Annotated in this window: 12 protein-coding genes; 6 read left to right on the forward strand and 6 right to left on the reverse strand. The window is 58.4% G+C overall.

Features of this window, described 5'->3' with window-relative positions:
• Positions 1 to 151 precede the first annotated feature (151 nt).
• Positions 152 to 394 carry a hypothetical protein gene (locus tag CKW23_RS14250; RefSeq protein ID WP_025261881.1) on the forward strand — a complete coding sequence of 81 codons (243 nt, stop codon included), beginning with the start codon at positions 152 to 154 and terminating at the stop codon, positions 392 to 394.
• A gap of 78 nt (positions 395 to 472) precedes the next feature.
• Here the strand turns inward: CKW23_RS14250 and CKW23_RS14255 are convergent, their stop codons facing one another.
• The 5 genes from CKW23_RS14255 to CKW23_RS14275 all read right to left on the reverse strand — a co-directional run bounded on the left by CKW23_RS14255 (position 473) and on the right by CKW23_RS14275 (position 5,224).
• Complete coding sequence (locus tag CKW23_RS14255; RefSeq protein ID WP_025261882.1) at positions 473 to 1,090, reverse strand: FKBP-type peptidyl-prolyl cis-trans isomerase; 618 nt, start codon at positions 1,088 to 1,090, stop codon at positions 473 to 475.
• 122 nt (positions 1,091 to 1,212) lie between these two features.
• Complete coding sequence (locus tag CKW23_RS14260) at positions 1,213 to 1,521, reverse strand: DUF6482 family protein (RefSeq protein WP_025261883.1); 309 nt, start codon at positions 1,519 to 1,521, stop codon at positions 1,213 to 1,215.
• Between the two features lie 136 nt (positions 1,522 to 1,657).
• Complete coding sequence (locus CKW23_RS14265) at positions 1,658 to 2,146, reverse strand: TIGR00645 family protein (protein ID WP_025261884.1); 489 nt, start codon at positions 2,144 to 2,146, stop codon at positions 1,658 to 1,660.
• A gap of 114 nt (positions 2,147 to 2,260) precedes the next feature.
• Positions 2,261 to 2,590: a hypothetical protein gene (locus tag CKW23_RS14270; RefSeq protein WP_038400040.1), complete on the reverse strand. Its 330-nt coding sequence runs from the start codon at positions 2,588 to 2,590 to the stop codon at positions 2,261 to 2,263.
• 213 nt (positions 2,591 to 2,803) lie between these two features.
• Positions 2,804 to 5,224 carry a Lon protease family protein gene (locus tag CKW23_RS14275; RefSeq protein ID WP_025261886.1) on the reverse strand — a complete coding sequence of 807 codons (2,421 nt, stop codon included), beginning with the start codon at positions 5,222 to 5,224 and terminating at the stop codon, positions 2,804 to 2,806.
• Between the two features lie 321 nt (positions 5,225 to 5,545).
• Between CKW23_RS14275 and CKW23_RS14280 the strand changes: the two genes are divergently transcribed.
• From CKW23_RS14280 to CKW23_RS14295, 4 genes are all read left to right on the forward strand, one after another.
• Positions 5,546 to 6,034: a DUF3015 domain-containing protein gene (locus CKW23_RS14280; protein WP_025261887.1), complete on the forward strand. Its 489-nt coding sequence runs from the start codon at positions 5,546 to 5,548 to the stop codon at positions 6,032 to 6,034.
• A 62-nt stretch (positions 6,035 to 6,096) separates the two neighbouring features.
• Entirely contained in the window at positions 6,097 to 7,950 is a 1,854-nt protein-coding gene (locus CKW23_RS14285; RefSeq protein ID WP_025261888.1) for a DUF4105 domain-containing protein, read from the forward strand.
• A 156-nt stretch (positions 7,951 to 8,106) separates the two neighbouring features.
• The gene (locus CKW23_RS14290) at positions 8,107 to 8,460 is read left to right on the forward strand and encodes a hypothetical protein (RefSeq protein ID WP_095067765.1); all 354 of its coding nucleotides are present in this window, start codon (positions 8,107 to 8,109) and stop codon (positions 8,458 to 8,460) included.
• 72 nt (positions 8,461 to 8,532) lie between these two features.
• On the forward strand, positions 8,533 to 9,045 hold the full coding sequence (locus CKW23_RS14295) for a GreA/GreB family elongation factor (protein WP_025261890.1): 513 nt from the start codon (positions 8,533 to 8,535) through the stop codon (positions 9,043 to 9,045).
• 48 nt (positions 9,046 to 9,093) lie between these two features.
• On the opposite strand, the gene ettA is transcribed toward CKW23_RS14295, so the two are convergent.
• Entirely contained in the window at positions 9,094 to 10,758 is a 1,665-nt protein-coding gene (gene ettA, locus CKW23_RS14300) for an energy-dependent translational throttle protein EttA (RefSeq protein ID WP_025261891.1), read from the reverse strand.
• 462 nt (positions 10,759 to 11,220) lie between these two features.
• On the opposite strand from ettA, the gene CKW23_RS14305 reads away from it, so the two are divergent.
• Positions 11,221 to 14,949, forward strand: coding sequence for an EAL domain-containing protein (locus tag CKW23_RS14305; protein WP_095067766.1), 3,729 nt, complete (start codon positions 11,221 to 11,223; stop codon positions 14,947 to 14,949).
• Positions 14,950 to 15,135 lie beyond the last annotated feature (186 nt).

Here is a 15,135-nt window from a genome sequence, read left to right on the forward strand (position 1 = left end):
CATCGGCTGCACAAGAGCCCGTCCACAGTGACGGGCTTTTTCATGGACACAGATCAACCATCCGGCAGAAAATGCGAACCAATCTCAAATAGAAGCTTGCTATTATCGTAATAGGAATTATTCTCATCAAATCAAAAGCAGGAGATGGAATATGACTTATTTGATCGATGCATGGCTGGACCGGCCACAGCCCTACCTGAGAATCCTTCACCGCGAGACAGGCGAAGTCTGTGCCGTGCTTGAAGAGGAAGCGCTGGAAGAGTTACGCGATCAGGGCGATCTGGATGTCCACAGCCTCAGCTCCAGCGAGCCCGTGGTGCTGAAAGAACTGGTGCGAAATCTGTTTCTGTTCTGTTATGCGCGGGCCTTGCGCCCAGCAGGAGAGCTGCACTGAACATGATCCATTCACGTACTGCTGCTGAACGAATCAACGCGATTCGTTCAGCAGCCATCTGCATCAGCCAATAACCGATTACAGAACAGCCAGCAGCTCTACGTCGAATACCAGGACGCTGTGCGGCGCGATGCTGCCAACGCCTTGAGCGCCGTAAGCCAGCTCGCTCGGCACGTACAGGCGCCATTTGCTGCCGGTATTCATCAGTTGCAGAGCTTCGGTCCAGCCCGCGATAACGCCGCTGACCGGGAATTCTGCAGGCTCGCCACGATCGTAGGAGCTGTCGAAGACAGTGCCGTCGATCAGGGTGCCGTGGTAGTGAGTGCGAACCTGATCTTCACGGGTAGGCTTTGGGCCATCGCCAGCGGTCAGCACTTCGAATTGCAGACCCGAAGCCAGAGTGGTCACGCCTTCACGCTTGCCGTTTTCAGCCAGGTAAGCCAGACCAGCACCAGCAGCCTTTTCAGCCTTGGCAGCCGCTTCGGCCTGCATGATTTCACGGATGACCTTGAAGCTGGCGGACATTTCTTCCTGACCAACACGGCTTGGCTGACCGGCGAATGCATCGCTCAAGCCGGCCAGGATGGCTTCCAGGTTGACGCCCGGTGGCGGGTTGTCACGCAGTTGGTCGCCCAGCTGACGGCCAATGCCGTAGCTGACGCGGGTTTCGTCGGTGGACAGATTGACTTCGGACATGACGCTGCTCCGTTGAGGGACACCCAGACAGCAAACGGCGAGAGAATCGCCCTTTACCCTGATGTGACCCGAACCAAAAGGGCAAGCAGCCTAGCACAATTGGCTGTGGTGCCCTATCGCAGTCAGGACCAGGATGAATGAAAGGAGATCGGCAGGCGCATCACCGAGCGGTCATTGACCGGCATGCCGCACAGTTCGTCATGAACCACTGAATGGACCAGGTAGAACGGCACCACCGGCAAGGTCTTGAGCAAGTCCCGTGCATGCTCGACCGAGCGCAGATGCAGGGTCTTGCCTTCGGCGCTCTTCAACATGCGCGAGCCACCTTCCATGCACACCTCAAGCAGGTAGATACCGCCTTCGATGGAAATCAGATTCAGCTCATCGACCTTTCCGGCCTGGGCATGATCGGTAAATTCCTGAACATTCATGATCGAACCTCGCAGTGGATTAGAGGAATCAGAACAGGTTTTCTACCTTATCTCGCCAAAACACACCAGAAACGAAACCGCCCGCCCCTTGTTCATCGCTGAACACAGAAGGCGGGCGGCAGGAATGGAGCAGACCTCAGTTCTTGGTCAGCTTGTCCAGATAGCCCATGGCAAATGCCGATATCACAAACGTCATGTGGATGATCACGTACCACATCAGGTATTGCGTCTCGATGTTCTTGGCATCCATGAAAACGCGCAGCAGGTGGATGGACGAAATCGCCACGATGGAGGCCGCAACCTTCATTTTCAGGGACGAGGAGTCCATGGTGCCCAGCCAGTTGAGCTTTTCCTTGTCCTCATCGATATCCAGTTGAGAGACGAAGTTCTCATAGCCGGAAATCATCACCATGACCAGAAGGCCGCCTACCAGCGCCATGTCGATCAGCGACAGCAGGACCAGAATCAGGTCGGATTCGGCCAGGGAAAAAATGTTGGGGAGAACATGAAAGATTTCCTGGAAAAACTTCAGGCCAAGCGCCAGCAGCCCGAGGGACAACCCGAAATAAATGGGTGCCAGCAGCCAACGCGATGCGTACATCGCATTCTCGAAAAAACGTTCCATTGAGACTCGCCAGTGATTTGGAATGACGGGCGAGTATATTCAGGGAGAGCCCATAGCTCTAGAGGCGTGACAAAATGACACAGAAAAAGCTTCGCCACTTGTCTCCATCAACCTCTAGAAGGGAAACGAGCGCTGACAGCGGGCAATGTCACTGTCGATGCGGCGCAGCTCGCTCTGCATGTGCAGCCTCCAGATCGGCACATCTGCCACACTTTCATAACCATGCAGAAGAAGGCTTTCAGTGATGGCGAGCAATACCGACTCAGCGGCCATCAAACCGTTGAACGGCCCTTGAGACTTGATGGCTGAAGGCTGTTCGCCGGACATCCCGGCGGCGAAGAGCAACATCCACATGCCCCCATCACCAGGAAGAGGCCGGATGACACATTCAATGCGGGTCATCAGCCCCAGGCATTGACGGGTAAGACAGAGGCTACGCGACATGGCGAGTTCCTCGTGAGCGACAGTATTCGCCTCTCCCGTTCAAGGGAGTGACGCGCCAGTCCATTTGGCCACTGTGGTAATCACACAGGATAGAAGAAAAGCCGCAGAACAAAAGCAGGCCGGATGAACGGGCATCCGGCCTGCTTACATCCACAAGACATGCATTGTCTCCAATGCCGCCTCGCGAATAAGCTCACTCCCCCTTGAGTGTTTTCAGGCTTTCAGCTCGGGCTCCTTCTCCAGTTCTTCCTTGAGCTCCTCATCGCTGAGCATTTCTGCGATATCGCGCAGGCGCTCCACCACTCGGGCATTGACGCTGCCTTCGGGGAATTCGCCATTCTCGTCAGGCGTACCGGCAGGCTCGCCCACCAGCAGGCTCAAAGCTTCGTCAGCCTGACGCACCGCATACACATGGAACTGCCCGGCGCGCACAGCTTGCAGCACGCGCTCATCGAGCATCAGGGTTGCGACGTTGGCCTGCGGGATGATCGCGCCCTGCTCGCCCGTCAGGCCACGGGCCTCACAGAGACGGAAGAAACCTTCGATCTTTTCGTTGACCCCGCCCACTGCCTGCACTTCACCAAACTGGTTGATCGAGCCGGTAATCGCGAAACATTGCTTGAGCGGCGTGCGGGAAAGCGCCGAAATCAGCGTGCAGGCCTCACCCAGCGAAGCGCTGTCGCCATCCACATAACCGTAGGATTGCTCCAGAGCGATACTGGCCGAAATCGCCAGAGGGAATTCCTGGGCATAACGACTGCCCAGATACCCGGTGAGAATCATCACGCCCTTGGAGTGGATCGGCTGGCCAAGGTTGACCTCACGCTCGATGTCGACAATGCCGCTGCCGCCGGGATAGACCGTCGCCGAGATGCGCGCCGGTACACCGAACGCCGAATCGCCGACCTCCAGCACCGTCAGCCCGTTACACTTGCCGACCGCAGCGCCATCGGTGTCGATCAGGATGATCCCAGCCAGCATGTCGTCGAGAATCCGTGCCGAGACGCGCCCGGTGCGGGTGGCCTTGGCCTTGAGCGCTCGCTCGATGTGCCCGGCGTCGGTCTGTTCTTCGTTGGCCAGTTGGCGAATGAAATCCGCCTCGCTGACCAACTGGAACAGATCACCGATCCGCGCCGACAAACGCCCCTGATGCTCGGCCAGACGCGCGCTGTAGGTCGCCAGACGCGCCACGGCATCGGCGGTCAGAGGCGCCATGCCTTCTTCCGAAGTACGGGTTTTCAGCAGTTGGGCGAACTGTTCCAGGGTTTCGTCGACCAGCGGGATTTCCTCGTCGAAATCCACCAGCACCCGGAACATCTCCTGGAAGTCCGGATCGAGGTCCTGCAGGGTGTAATACAGCGAACGCGCACCAATGATGATGATCTTGACGTTCCACGGGATCACTTGCGGCGTCAGGGTGACAGTCGCCAGACGTCCCATTTCCCCCAGCGGCGACTCCATTTTCAGCTTGCGAGATTGCAGGGTGCGCTTGAGTGCATCCCAGACATACGGCTCGCTGAGCATCTTTTCCGCTTCCAGGATCAGGAAGCCGCCATTGGCGCGATGCAGCGCACCGGGCCGCAACTGGCGATACGTGGTGTAGAGCGCACCCTGGTCGGTGCTGTATTCGATACGACCGAACAGGTTGTCGTAAGTAGGATGCGGCTCGAAGACCACGGGTGCACCACCGCTGTGGGTGTGGCCGACAACCAGGCTCGGGCAGTATTGCTCTTCCAGCAGCTTGCGCGCCTGGGCGTCGGTCTTGCTGTCATCCACCAGTTGCTCGACAACGGTCTTGAGCAGATAGACCTGCATCGCCTGCAGGTAAGCGCAGACGGCGGCATTCTCGGCATACTTTTCGGACAGCGGAGCCAGCAGCGGCTGCAAGGTCAGGGTGATGGTTTCTTCGTTCAACTGGCGCAGTTGATTACTGGATTCACGCTTCCATTGCGGCAGGCTGGCCAGCTCTTCGTTCAGGCGCTCTTCGAGACCGGAGATATCTTCGTGGAAGCGCTCCCGCTCGGCTTCCGGCAACTGGGAGAACTCGGCCTCGTCCAGCGCCTTGCCGTCGGCCATGGGTGTAAAGGCGATATTGGTACTGTCGCGGTACAGCGCAATGTCCTTCTCCAGCGCCAGACGCTCGATCACGTCCAGGGCGCGGTCATAACGCTGGTTGAAGGCGCGGTCGATGGCGCTCTTCTTCTGCTGATACGACGGATGCTCGAAGACCGCCGGAAAGGTCGCCAGCAGGTTATCGATCAAGACACCGATATCGGCCATGAACGCCTGAGCACTGCCTGGCGCAAGTTCCAGGGCCTTGGGTTCACGGGGCTCATCGAAATTGTTGACGTAGACCCAGTCCGAGGGCGTCTGCATGCGCTTGCCCTCGGCCTTGAGGTAGCGCTTTACAAACGAAAACCGACCTGTGCCGGGCTCACCCATGACAAACACGTTGTAACCGGGACGCGGCATCGCGACCCCGAACTGCAAGGCTTCTACGGCTCGTTCCTGGCCGAGTACTCCCCGAAAGGGCTCCAGATCATTGGTCGTCGAAAAGCTGAACTGTTCAGCGGAAAACGGGCGTGTCAGCGCTTGTGGCGCTAGACGAAGGCTGGCTGCGACAGAATCGGGCATCAGTGTTCCTTACATCAGGCGGGGCAGATGTCAGCATTCTGGCGCTCGCCGGACAAGACTTGCAAGACGGGAAAGCCCGGAATGTCCGTTCCCCCAACGAACAGGGCTGCGCAAGCACAAAATTAACCCTGTAACGCGAATAAATCTGCAATTGGCCACGGAACCCTTGGAACCAACCTAAACTCCAAATTGCGCATGTGGTTACAAATAGCCATTTGCCTTGATGTATCGGTGGGTGCGAGAAGTCAGCGGACGCAGGATTTTTCGCGCCGAACCGGTTCAAGAACCCCGACACTGGTTGAACATAAAGAGAAAAAAGCTATGAAACGGATTCTTCTTGGAACGCTCTTCACCGCAGTCTCTATCAACGCAATGGCACAAGCGCCGGGCGGCCCTGATTGTGGCTGGGGCAACATGTTGTTTGAAGGCCAGCGTGGCACTCCTGCGCACTTCCTGGCATCAACCACTAACGGCACTTCCGGCAACGCCACCTTTGGCATGACTTCCGGCACCAACGGCTGCTCTACCAATGGCGCACTGACCTACGGCGGCAAATCCTGGCTGGCCATGAATGGCATGATGGATGAGCTCTCCAAGGACATGGCCATGGGCCAAGGTGAAGCACTGACAACCTACGCGGTCGTACTGGGCGTTGCACCAGAAGATCGTGCGCATTTCGCCGCAGTCACCCACGAACATTTCTCGCAGATCTTCAGCAAGGCCGACACCACCGCTGAAGACGTACACAGCAACACAATCAATGTCCTGAAAAACGATCCGACCCTGGCCAAATACGCAACCCAGGCCTAAAGTCGTTTGCCCGCCCCTCGGTTCCGATGGGCGGGTCCCCATCTCCTGACAAGTTGCTTTCTATGCTCAAACGTCTTGCGTATCTGGCGCTGTTTATCTGTGTCCCGTTATCTGCCGCCCCCCATCTGAGCGCAGACCGTTTGCAGCAATTGGCCAATGAGCCCTTCTGGCTTTCTCTGGGTCATTACGAAGCCGGCAAGCTGGGCGGCTGGCGCAGTTACGTCGACGACCCGAAATTCTTTCTCGCTGCCGACGGGGCCCATTATCCGAAGGCAGAGCTGAGCGCAACACTTGCAGCCCTTTACGCACCTGTCGGCAATGAACAGGCACATGCCCAATGCGTCTATCCGTCCCGCACCCGCTGGCTGCGCGACCAGTTGCAACTCACCGATCTGCCTGCCGTGGACTGCAAGGATTTCAAGGCGTGGTTCAAGGATGTGGCACCGGACAGCACAGTGCTGATTTTCCCGGCGGCCTACCTCAACAGCCCGTCCTCCATGTTCGGCCACACATTACTGCGCATCGACCCGGCCAGCGCCAAGACCAGCGGCACAACGCTGCTCAGCTATGCCATCAACTTCGGTGCCTATATCGAAGGCATGGACAACAGCATTCTCTACGCCTGGAAAGGCCTGATGGGAGGTTATCCCGGCCTGTTTGCACTGGTGCCCTATCAGGAAAAACTCTCGGAATACCGCAGCCTGGAAAACCGCGACCTGTGGGAATACCGGCTGAACCTGACCAGCGAAGAAACGCAGCGCATGGTCGAGCATGTCTGGGAACTGAAGCAGATCCGTTTCAGCTACTTCTTCTTCGATGAAAACTGCTCTTACCGCTTGCTGGAGTTGTTGGAAGTGGCCCGACCGGGCCTGAAGCTGACCCCTCAATTCGGGCTGACAGCCATTCCCACCGATACCGTCAAGGCCATCAAGGCTGCGGGCCTGGTAGAGAAAATCGAATACCGCCCTTCCCGCGAGCGTGAATTACTGAGCCGGGCCGAGCCACTGAGCCCGGATGAACAACAGTGGGTATTGCAAGTCAGCGCCGACCAGACACAGCTCAAAGACAGCCAGTACCTGGCTCTGCCCAAGGAACGTCGAGCCCTGATCCAGGACGCGGCCTATCGGCTTGAACGCTATCGTGCAAACGGCCTGGAACGGGATGCCACCCGCTCGCAACGCAGCTTTGAGCTTTTGCAGGCCATCAACCAGAACCCGCCTGCGCAACTGGATATCCAGCGCCCCGGCCTGCCGGAAGAAGGACATGAGTCGCGAACCTGGCAACTGGGCGTGGGCAGCCGCAACGACCGGGCTTTCGCCGAATACGGCCTGCGCATGGCCTATCACGACCTGAACGACAACGCCTATGGCTTCCCGCTGGGCGCGCAGATCGAAATTCTTCAGCTCAAGCTGCGCCAGTACGAGGGCAATGACTGGCAGGTTCAACAACTGGATCTGGCGACTATCCGCTCCCTGACACCTCGCAATACCCTGCTCAAGCCATGGTCATGGCAAGTGACAGGCGGACTGGAGCGCGTGCCGGGCAAACATGGCGATGAAAACCTCGTCAGCCATGTGAATGGCGGTGCCGGCGGTACCTGGAAACTGGGCGAAGAAGTGCTGGGCTTTGCCTTGAGCACCGTGCGGGTCGAGCACAACAATGACTTCTCGGAGTTCATCTCGCCGGCAGCCGGCTTCAATACCGGCCTGCTCTGGCGCAACCCACTGGGTAACCTGAGCCTGGAGGCCAAGGGCGATTACTTCACCAATGGTGAAGTACGGCGCAGCATCAGCCTCAACCAGCAATGGGAACTGTCCCGCAACCTGGGCCTGCGCCTGAGCGCCCAGCGCGAGTTCAGCCAGTTGGCCACACCACAGAATGAAGTGATGCTTGAGGTGAAGTGGTATCACTATTGAGCACGCACTCATCCAAAAAACACACATGGCGGTAGGCGCGAATAAATTCGCTCCTACACAGCCGGCAGGGCACTCCATAGAGTTTATCGACACATCTTTGACAAATAACTCACAAGTGGACAACTACACTGAAGTCACTTGTAGAGGAAAACAGAAATGAACCTGCGCTGGGTGCTGTTGTGGCTGGTTGTCGTGCTGACAGGCTGTCAGTCCGCCCACGAGTATTTGCTGGCCGAAGGTTATCCACCGGCATTCGCCGATGGCTTCCAGGATGGCTGCGGCAGTGGCAAGGAAGCGGCCGGGGCGTTTACCGGGCAGTTCAAGAAGAACGTCCCCCGCTATCTCAAAGACCCACTCTACGCTGAAGGCTGGAACGACGGATTCCGTCAATGCCAGGCCATGGCAGACCGACGGGACCGGCTCGACCCCGGACAAGTCTGGAATGACCGCGACCGTGACTGGGAGCGGGAGAAAACCAGAAGCGCCGCCAAGGCCTATCGTCCAAATTAAAGACGCTTCGGGAAATCAGACGAAACCAATCCGCTGCAACCATGGACCAACTCTCAAAGAGGAGGACAAACCATGAGTCGCGCTTTCGTCAATGAAGACAACGCCGCCGCAGAGGCCAGTCAACCGGTTGAACGTCTGATCAGCACACACCCCAATTACGTTACCGCACACGGGCTCCTGCTGCTGCAACAGCAAGTCAATGAACTGCAGACACAGCACAGCGCCCAGACGGCTTTGGGAGATAGCGCCGACAAACAGCGCCTGGCCGATCTTGAGCGGGATCTTCGCTATTTCACCCAGCGCCTGCAGAGTGCGCAGGTGGTTACGCCGGCCATCTCAACCGAGCAGGTACAGATCGGCAGTCGGGTGACGTTCGCGGATGAAAGGGACAACCGTCAGCGGGTGCAACTGGTCGGTGAGGATCAGGCCGATGCCGCCAGGGGGCTGATCAACTGGAGTTCGCCACTGGGGCGTGCATTGCTGGGGACGCAACTGGGAGACGAGGTGCTATGGAAGCGCCCGGCCGGGGATCAGATCATCGAGATCGTATTGATCGAACCTGATGATGGAGCGGCCGGGGCGTAGCCATTCATCGCAATGCCGCACAAGGCGGCATTGCGACGAGAGGCCTTATCAGGCCAGCTTCTTGTGGCGAACACGATGCGGCTGTGCCGCTGCATCACCCAGACGCTTTTTACGATCGGCTTCGTATTCGGTGTAGTTGCCTTCAAAGAAGACCGCTTGCGAATCGTCTTCGTACGCCAGGATGTGGGTTGCCACACGGTCCAGGAACCACCGATCGTGAGAGATCACAATGGCGGCGCCCGGGAAGTCCAGCAGGGCTTCTTCCAGGGAGCGCAGGGTTTCAACGTCAAGGTCGTTGGACGGTTCGTCGAGCAGCAACACGTTGCCGCCTTCCTTCAAAGTCAATGCCAGGTGCAAGCGACCGCGCTCACCACCGGAAAGGTCCTTGACGAACTTCTGCTGGTCGCCGCCCTTGAAGTTGAAGCGCCCCACGTAGGTGCGCGACGGGATTTCGTAGTTGCCGATGCGGATCTGATCCGAACCGTCGGAAATCTGCTGGAACACGGTCTTGCTGCCGTCCAGGTCGTCACGGCTCTGATCGACACAGGCCAGTTGCACGGTTTCACCGATTTCGATACTGCCCGAGTCCGGTGTTTCCTTGCCCATCAGCATGCGGAACAGAGTCGACTTACCGGCACCGTTACCACCGATCACGCCGACAATGGCGCCTTTAGGCATGGCAAACGACAGGTTGTCGATCAGCACGCGGTCGCCATAGCCTTTGGAGACGTTCTTGAACTCGATAACCTTGTCACCCAGACGCGGACCGGCGGGAATGTAGATCTCGTTGGTTTCGCTGCGCTTCTGGAATTCCTGCGATTGCATTTCTTCAAAGCGTTGCAGACGGGCCTTGGACTTGGACTGACGCGCCTTGGCACCTTTGCGAACCCACTCCAGCTCGTCTTTCATGGCTTTTTCATGAGCCGACTGCTGCTTGGATTCCTGGGCCAGACGATCGGACTTGGCTTCCAGCCAGCCCGAATAGTTACCTTCATATGGAATGCCCGCACCGCGGTCGAGCTCCAGAATCCAGCCGGCGACGTTATCCAGGAAGTAACGGTCGTGCGTGATCGCGACCACAGTGCCCGGGAAGTCGTGCAGGAAGTGCTCAAGCCAGGCGACGGAATCGGCATCCAGGTGGTTGGTCGGTTCGTCGAGCAACAGCATGTCCGGTGCGGACAGCAGCAGGCGGCACAAGGCAACACGGCGCTTTTCACCACCGGACAACACGGAAACCTTGGCATCCCAGGCGGGCAGACGCAGCGCATCGGCGGCGACTTCCAGTTGGCGCTCCAGGTTATGGCCATCGCCAGCCTGCAGGATCGCTTCCAGCTTGGCCTGTTCGGCAGCCAGTTTGTCGAAGTCGGCATCCGGCTCGGCGTATTCGGCGTAGACCTGATCCAGGCGGGCCTGAGCGTCTTTGATGACGCTGACCGCTTCCTCGACCACTTCACGAACGGTCTTGTTCGGGTCAAGTTGTGGCTCTTGCGGCAGATAACCCACGTTCAGCTCGGGCATCGGACGTGCTTCGCCGTCGAACTCGGTATCGACGCCAGCCATGATTTTCAACAGCGTGGATTTACCCGAACCGTTGAGACCCAGCACGCCGATCTTGGCGCCCGGGAAGAAGGAAAGGGAGATGTTCTTCAGGATTTCCCGCTTCGGCGGCACAACTTTGCTCAGCCGATGCATGGTAAAGACGTATTGAGCCATGGAATGAAAACCTAGCGTCTGTGAGGGTGACTGATTAAAGCGCGAGCTTTTATTTGTCTCTGCTACTTGCCGCAGTGCCATTCAAAGCCTTGAATGAAACAGACAGAGAACGGACTTCTGCATCCGGGCAAATATAAAGCTGGATCGATGTTTGCAAGCAGTGGATTCACTCTTGCAGGAGTCGGGTTACAACGCGCATCGGGCAAAGCTACCCGAATGCGGCCTGTAGGGCAAACGATCCGGCCCCACAGGGCTGGCACTTCGCTACAACTCAGGGCATGCTAGCCGCCCTTTGGGCGTCGGGCTTTAATTGCATAACGCACTCGCTGCTTCAGTCCAGTAGTCAGGAACAACGATTTGCCTACACCAACGCCCTCCACGCCATCAGAAACAGCCAAAAGCACAACCGTTGTGCCTTTGCGTAGTTCCTTGAAAGGGCTACTGGCAGCGCTGGTTCTACTGATGCTTGCACTGCTGTTGTGGCAACTGCTCGAGCAGTTTCACCAGACACAGGAGCGCCAGCGTCAGCGCAGTCTCGACTACAGTACGCAACTCGCAGACCGCTTGAGCCTCAACATGGCCCTGAGCGCGCAGATCACCATGAACCTGCTGGATGAAGGAACGCCATCCAGAAGCGAAATCGCTCCTCAGAAACATCCCCTGCAAAGGCTGCGAGAAACCGTACCGTCCTTGCGCAGCGTGGCATGGCTCAGTCCTCAGGGTGATGTGATCCGCGACAGCGCCGAAACCACACTGGACGGTGCATTTCTCAAGAGCGCGCTCCAGCAGGCAGTGGGTCGGCCTTATTACTACACCAGTTCCGAAGATGGCCTGCAGATCTACATGTTCGTGCATCAGGCCGACGGCCTCGGCGGCGCCTACTGGGCCGTACGCATGGCGCCGGATGCCCTCAAGGCACTGATACAGCAACCCAGCCAGGACTTTCAGCATCTGTGGCGGCTCGAAAGCCGCCTGACCCAGCGGGTCATCCTGCGCGACGCATCGATGCAGACCGATTCCGGGCAGGCAGAAAGCGTGCTGCTGCAACCCTTGAGCAACAGCGACTGGCAACTGCACGGCCTGTTCGATGCCCACAAGGCACGTCAGGAACTGATTGCGCCCCTGATCGTGAAATGCGTGGTCGGCCTGCTGTTTTCACTCCTGCCCCTGGCCGCCATTCTCAGCATGCGTCGCCGCCAGCGCCAACTGCTGAAAAGTCGCCGCCGTTATCAGGACATTTTCGAAGGCGCAGGCGTTGCCATCTGCGTACTGGACATGTCCGACCTGCCTGAGCAGCTCGAAACCTTCCAGATCCGAACCACAGAAGACTTCGATCACTTTATCGAGACACAACCGGTGCTGCTGAAGCGACTGCTGCAGCAGATACGCATCACAGAGGTCAATCAGGTTGCCCTGAGCCTGTTGAATATCAAGTGCGGCGATGAAGCCTGGCAGCAACTGATAGAAGGCGAATCGCGCAAGCGGCCCGGCATCGGCACCCAGGTGATTCAGGCGGTTCTGAACCGACAGCAACGACTCGAACTGGAAATCCGCCTCACCCGTGAGTCCGGCCAGGACCAGCATCTATGGCTGGTATTGCGCTTGCCTGAAACCCGGTCCGACCATGACGCTGTCATCCTGAGCATCGGCGACATCACCAGCCGCAAGCAGATCGAACTGTCATTGCAGGAGCGCGAGCGCTTCTGGTCGGATGTGGTCCGCACCGTGCCCGATCACCTGTATGTCCAGGACGTGCTCAGCCAGCGCATGATCTACAGCAACCACCATCTGGGGCAGACGCTGGGCTACAGCAAGAGCGAACTGCACGCCATGGGCGAGTTTTTCTGGGAAATCCTGCTGCACCCCGAGGATGCCCAGAGCTATCAAGACATGCGCCTGCGCCAACGCCATCACGGGCACAACGAACTGCTGCAATGTGCCCTGCGCTTTCGTCACAAGGACACTACCTGGCGTTGCTTCGATATCCGCGAACAAGCCCTGACCCGGGACAAGGAAGATCTGGTCACCCGCATCATCGGCGTCGCCAAGGACATCACACGCCAGGTCGAGGCCAGTCAGTCCTTGCGCGACAGCGAGCAGCGCTACCGGATGCTCGCCGAAAGCATCAGTGATGTGATCTTCTCTACCGACAGGCTGCTGGAAGTCAACTATGTCAGCCCCTCGGTGCAAAGCGTTCTGGGCTACGAAGCCGACTGGGTTATCCAGAACGGCTGGGGCTCCACCGTTGCCAACCCGCAGCAGCTATCAGGCTTCTACAACCTGATAGCGCGCATCAAGCGGGTGCTCGACAACCCTCAGGAACTGGCGAAGCTGCGCAGCGCTGTTCCCACCCAGCTGTACCTGTTCGATTGCCTGCGTGCCGATGGCCGCAAGATCCCGGTAGAGCTGCGACTGGTTCTGGTCTGGGATGAGCACGGAACATTCGAAGGCATACTGGGCGTGGGCCGCGATATCAGCACCCAGCGTCGCGCCGAAAAAGACCTGCGAATGGCAGCTACGGTTTTCGAGCACTCGACGTCCGCGATCCTGATTACCGACCCGGCGGGTTATATCGTCCAGGCCAACGACGCCTTCACTCGGGTCAGCGGCTATGACGTGTCACAAGTGCTCGATCAATTACCGAACATGCTTACCGTGGATCGAGAGCAGGAAGCCCACCTGCGCTACATCCTCAAACAACTGAACCAGCGCGGCACCTGGGAAGGCGAAGTCTGGCTCAAGCGTCGCAATGGCGAGCATTACCCGGCCTGGGTCGGCATCACGGCCGTGGTGGATGATGAAGGCGACCTGGCCAGCTATGTGTGCTTCTTCAGCGATATCAGCGAGCGCAAGGCCAGCGAACAGCGCATTCACCGCCTGGCCTATTACGACGCCCTGACCCACCTGCCCAACCGCACACTGTTCCAGGACCGCCTGCATTCGGCCCTGCAACATGCAGAAAGACAGCAGGCCTGGGTGGTTCTCATGTTCCTGGACCTGGATCGCTTCAAGCCGATCAACGACTCCCTGGGCCACGCCGCCGGCGACCGCATGCTCAAGGAAATGGCCACCCGGCTGCTGGCCTGTGTCGCCGACGATGACACGGTCGCGCGCATGGGCGGCGATGAGTTCACCCTGCTGCTGCAACCGGGAGCCACCCGCGAGATCGCGCTCAATCGTGCGATCCACGTGGCCGAGCAGATCCTCAACAGCCTGATCACGCCTTTCGTGCTGGAAGGCCGTGAGTTCTTCGTGACCGCCAGTATCGGCATCGCCCTGAGCCCGCAGGACGGCAACGAACTGAGCCAGTTGATGAAGAACGCCGACACCGCGATGTACCACGCCAAGGAGCGCGGCAAGAACAACTTCCAGTTCTACCAGACCGACATGAACGCCACCGCCCTGGAACGTCTGGAGCTGGAAAGCGACCTGCGCCATGCCCTGGAGCAGCAAGAGTTCACGATCTACTACCAGCCTCAGTTCAGCGGCGACGGCAAACGCCTGACCGGCGCCGAAGCCCTGCTGCGCTGGCGGCATCCACGCCGCGGCCTGGTGCCGCCCAACGAGTTCATCCCGGTTCTGGAAGAACTCGGTCTGGTGGTGGAAGTCGGGGACTGGGTACTGGCCGAAGCCTGTCGTCAGCTCAAGAGCTGGCATCAGGCAAAAGTGCGGGTCCCCAAGGTATCGGTGAATATTTCCGCAAGACAGTTTTCGGACGGCCAGCTCGGCAAGCGTATCGCCCGGATGCTGGGCGAAACCGGTCTGCCACCGGCTTGCCTGGAGCTGGAACTGACCGAAAGTATCCTGATGCGCGAAGTCAGCGAAGCCATGCAAATGCTCGACGGCCTGAAGAATCTTGGCCTGAGCATCGCGGTCGATGACTTCGGCACCGGCTATTCATCGTTGAACTACCTCAAGCAGTTCCCGATTGACGTACTGAAAATCGACCGCACCTTCGTCGATGGCCTGCCATCGGGCGAACAGGACGCACAGATTGCCCGCGCCATCATCGCCATGGCTCACAGCCTGAACCTTGCGGTCATCGCCGAAGGCGTCGAAACCCACGAACAGCTGGAGTTCCTACGCGAACACGGCTGCGACGAAGTCCAGGGCTACCTCTTCGGCCGCCCGATGCCGGCTTCGCAGTTCGAGGCGCAGTTCAGCAATGATGCGTTGTTCATGTTCGACTAGGTCGAACAGAAACAAAGCGGCAAGCTGCAAGTTGGGAGTTTCAAGCAAAAGCAGATTTTTTCCGAACGCTACGACCCCGCTCTTGCTTGTAGCTTGCCGCTTGTAACTTGCAGCTTCCCCTCCTACTTGCCTTCTGCTCATCCACCAAATGAGCCCCTTTCATATGCCAGATAAAACGCGATGGGG

The sequence above is a fragment of the Pseudomonas sp. Irchel 3A18 genome (assembly GCF_900187465.1).
In the GTDB taxonomy this organism is placed as follows: Bacteria; Pseudomonadota; Gammaproteobacteria; order Pseudomonadales; family Pseudomonadaceae; genus Aquipseudomonas; species Aquipseudomonas cichorii.

What these genes read in the sequence shown, in the direction of transcription:
- CKW23_RS14270 (WP_038400040.1), bottom strand. Translation starts at nt 2,590, where the DNA reads ATGTCGCGTAGCCTCTGTCTTACCCGTCAATGCCTGGGGCTGATGACC.
- CKW23_RS14305 (WP_095067766.1), top strand. Translation starts at nt 11,221, where the DNA reads ATGCTTGCACTGCTGTTGTGGCAACTGCTCGAGCAGTTTCACCAGACA.
- CKW23_RS14255 (WP_025261882.1), bottom strand. Translation starts at nt 1,090, where the DNA reads ATGTCCGAAGTCAATCTGTCCACCGACGAAACCCGCGTCAGCTACGGC.
- CKW23_RS14285 (WP_025261888.1), top strand. Translation starts at nt 6,097, where the DNA reads ATGCTCAAACGTCTTGCGTATCTGGCGCTGTTTATCTGTGTCCCGTTA.
- CKW23_RS14295 (WP_025261890.1), top strand. Translation starts at nt 8,533, where the DNA reads ATGAGTCGCGCTTTCGTCAATGAAGACAACGCCGCCGCAGAGGCCAGT.
- ettA (WP_025261891.1), bottom strand. Translation starts at nt 10,758, where the DNA reads ATGGCTCAATACGTCTTTACCATGCATCGGCTGAGCAAAGTTGTGCCG.
- CKW23_RS14260 (WP_025261883.1), bottom strand. Translation starts at nt 1,521, where the DNA reads ATGAATGTTCAGGAATTTACCGATCATGCCCAGGCCGGAAAGGTCGAT.
- CKW23_RS14265 (WP_025261884.1), bottom strand. Translation starts at nt 2,146, where the DNA reads ATGGAACGTTTTTTCGAGAATGCGATGTACGCATCGCGTTGGCTGCTG.
- CKW23_RS14290 (WP_095067765.1), top strand. Translation starts at nt 8,107, where the DNA reads ATGAACCTGCGCTGGGTGCTGTTGTGGCTGGTTGTCGTGCTGACAGGC.
- CKW23_RS14250 (WP_025261881.1), top strand. Translation starts at nt 152, where the DNA reads ATGACTTATTTGATCGATGCATGGCTGGACCGGCCACAGCCCTACCTG.
- CKW23_RS14280 (WP_025261887.1), top strand. Translation starts at nt 5,546, where the DNA reads ATGAAACGGATTCTTCTTGGAACGCTCTTCACCGCAGTCTCTATCAAC.
- CKW23_RS14275 (WP_025261886.1), bottom strand. Translation starts at nt 5,224, where the DNA reads ATGCCCGATTCTGTCGCAGCCAGCCTTCGTCTAGCGCCACAAGCGCTG.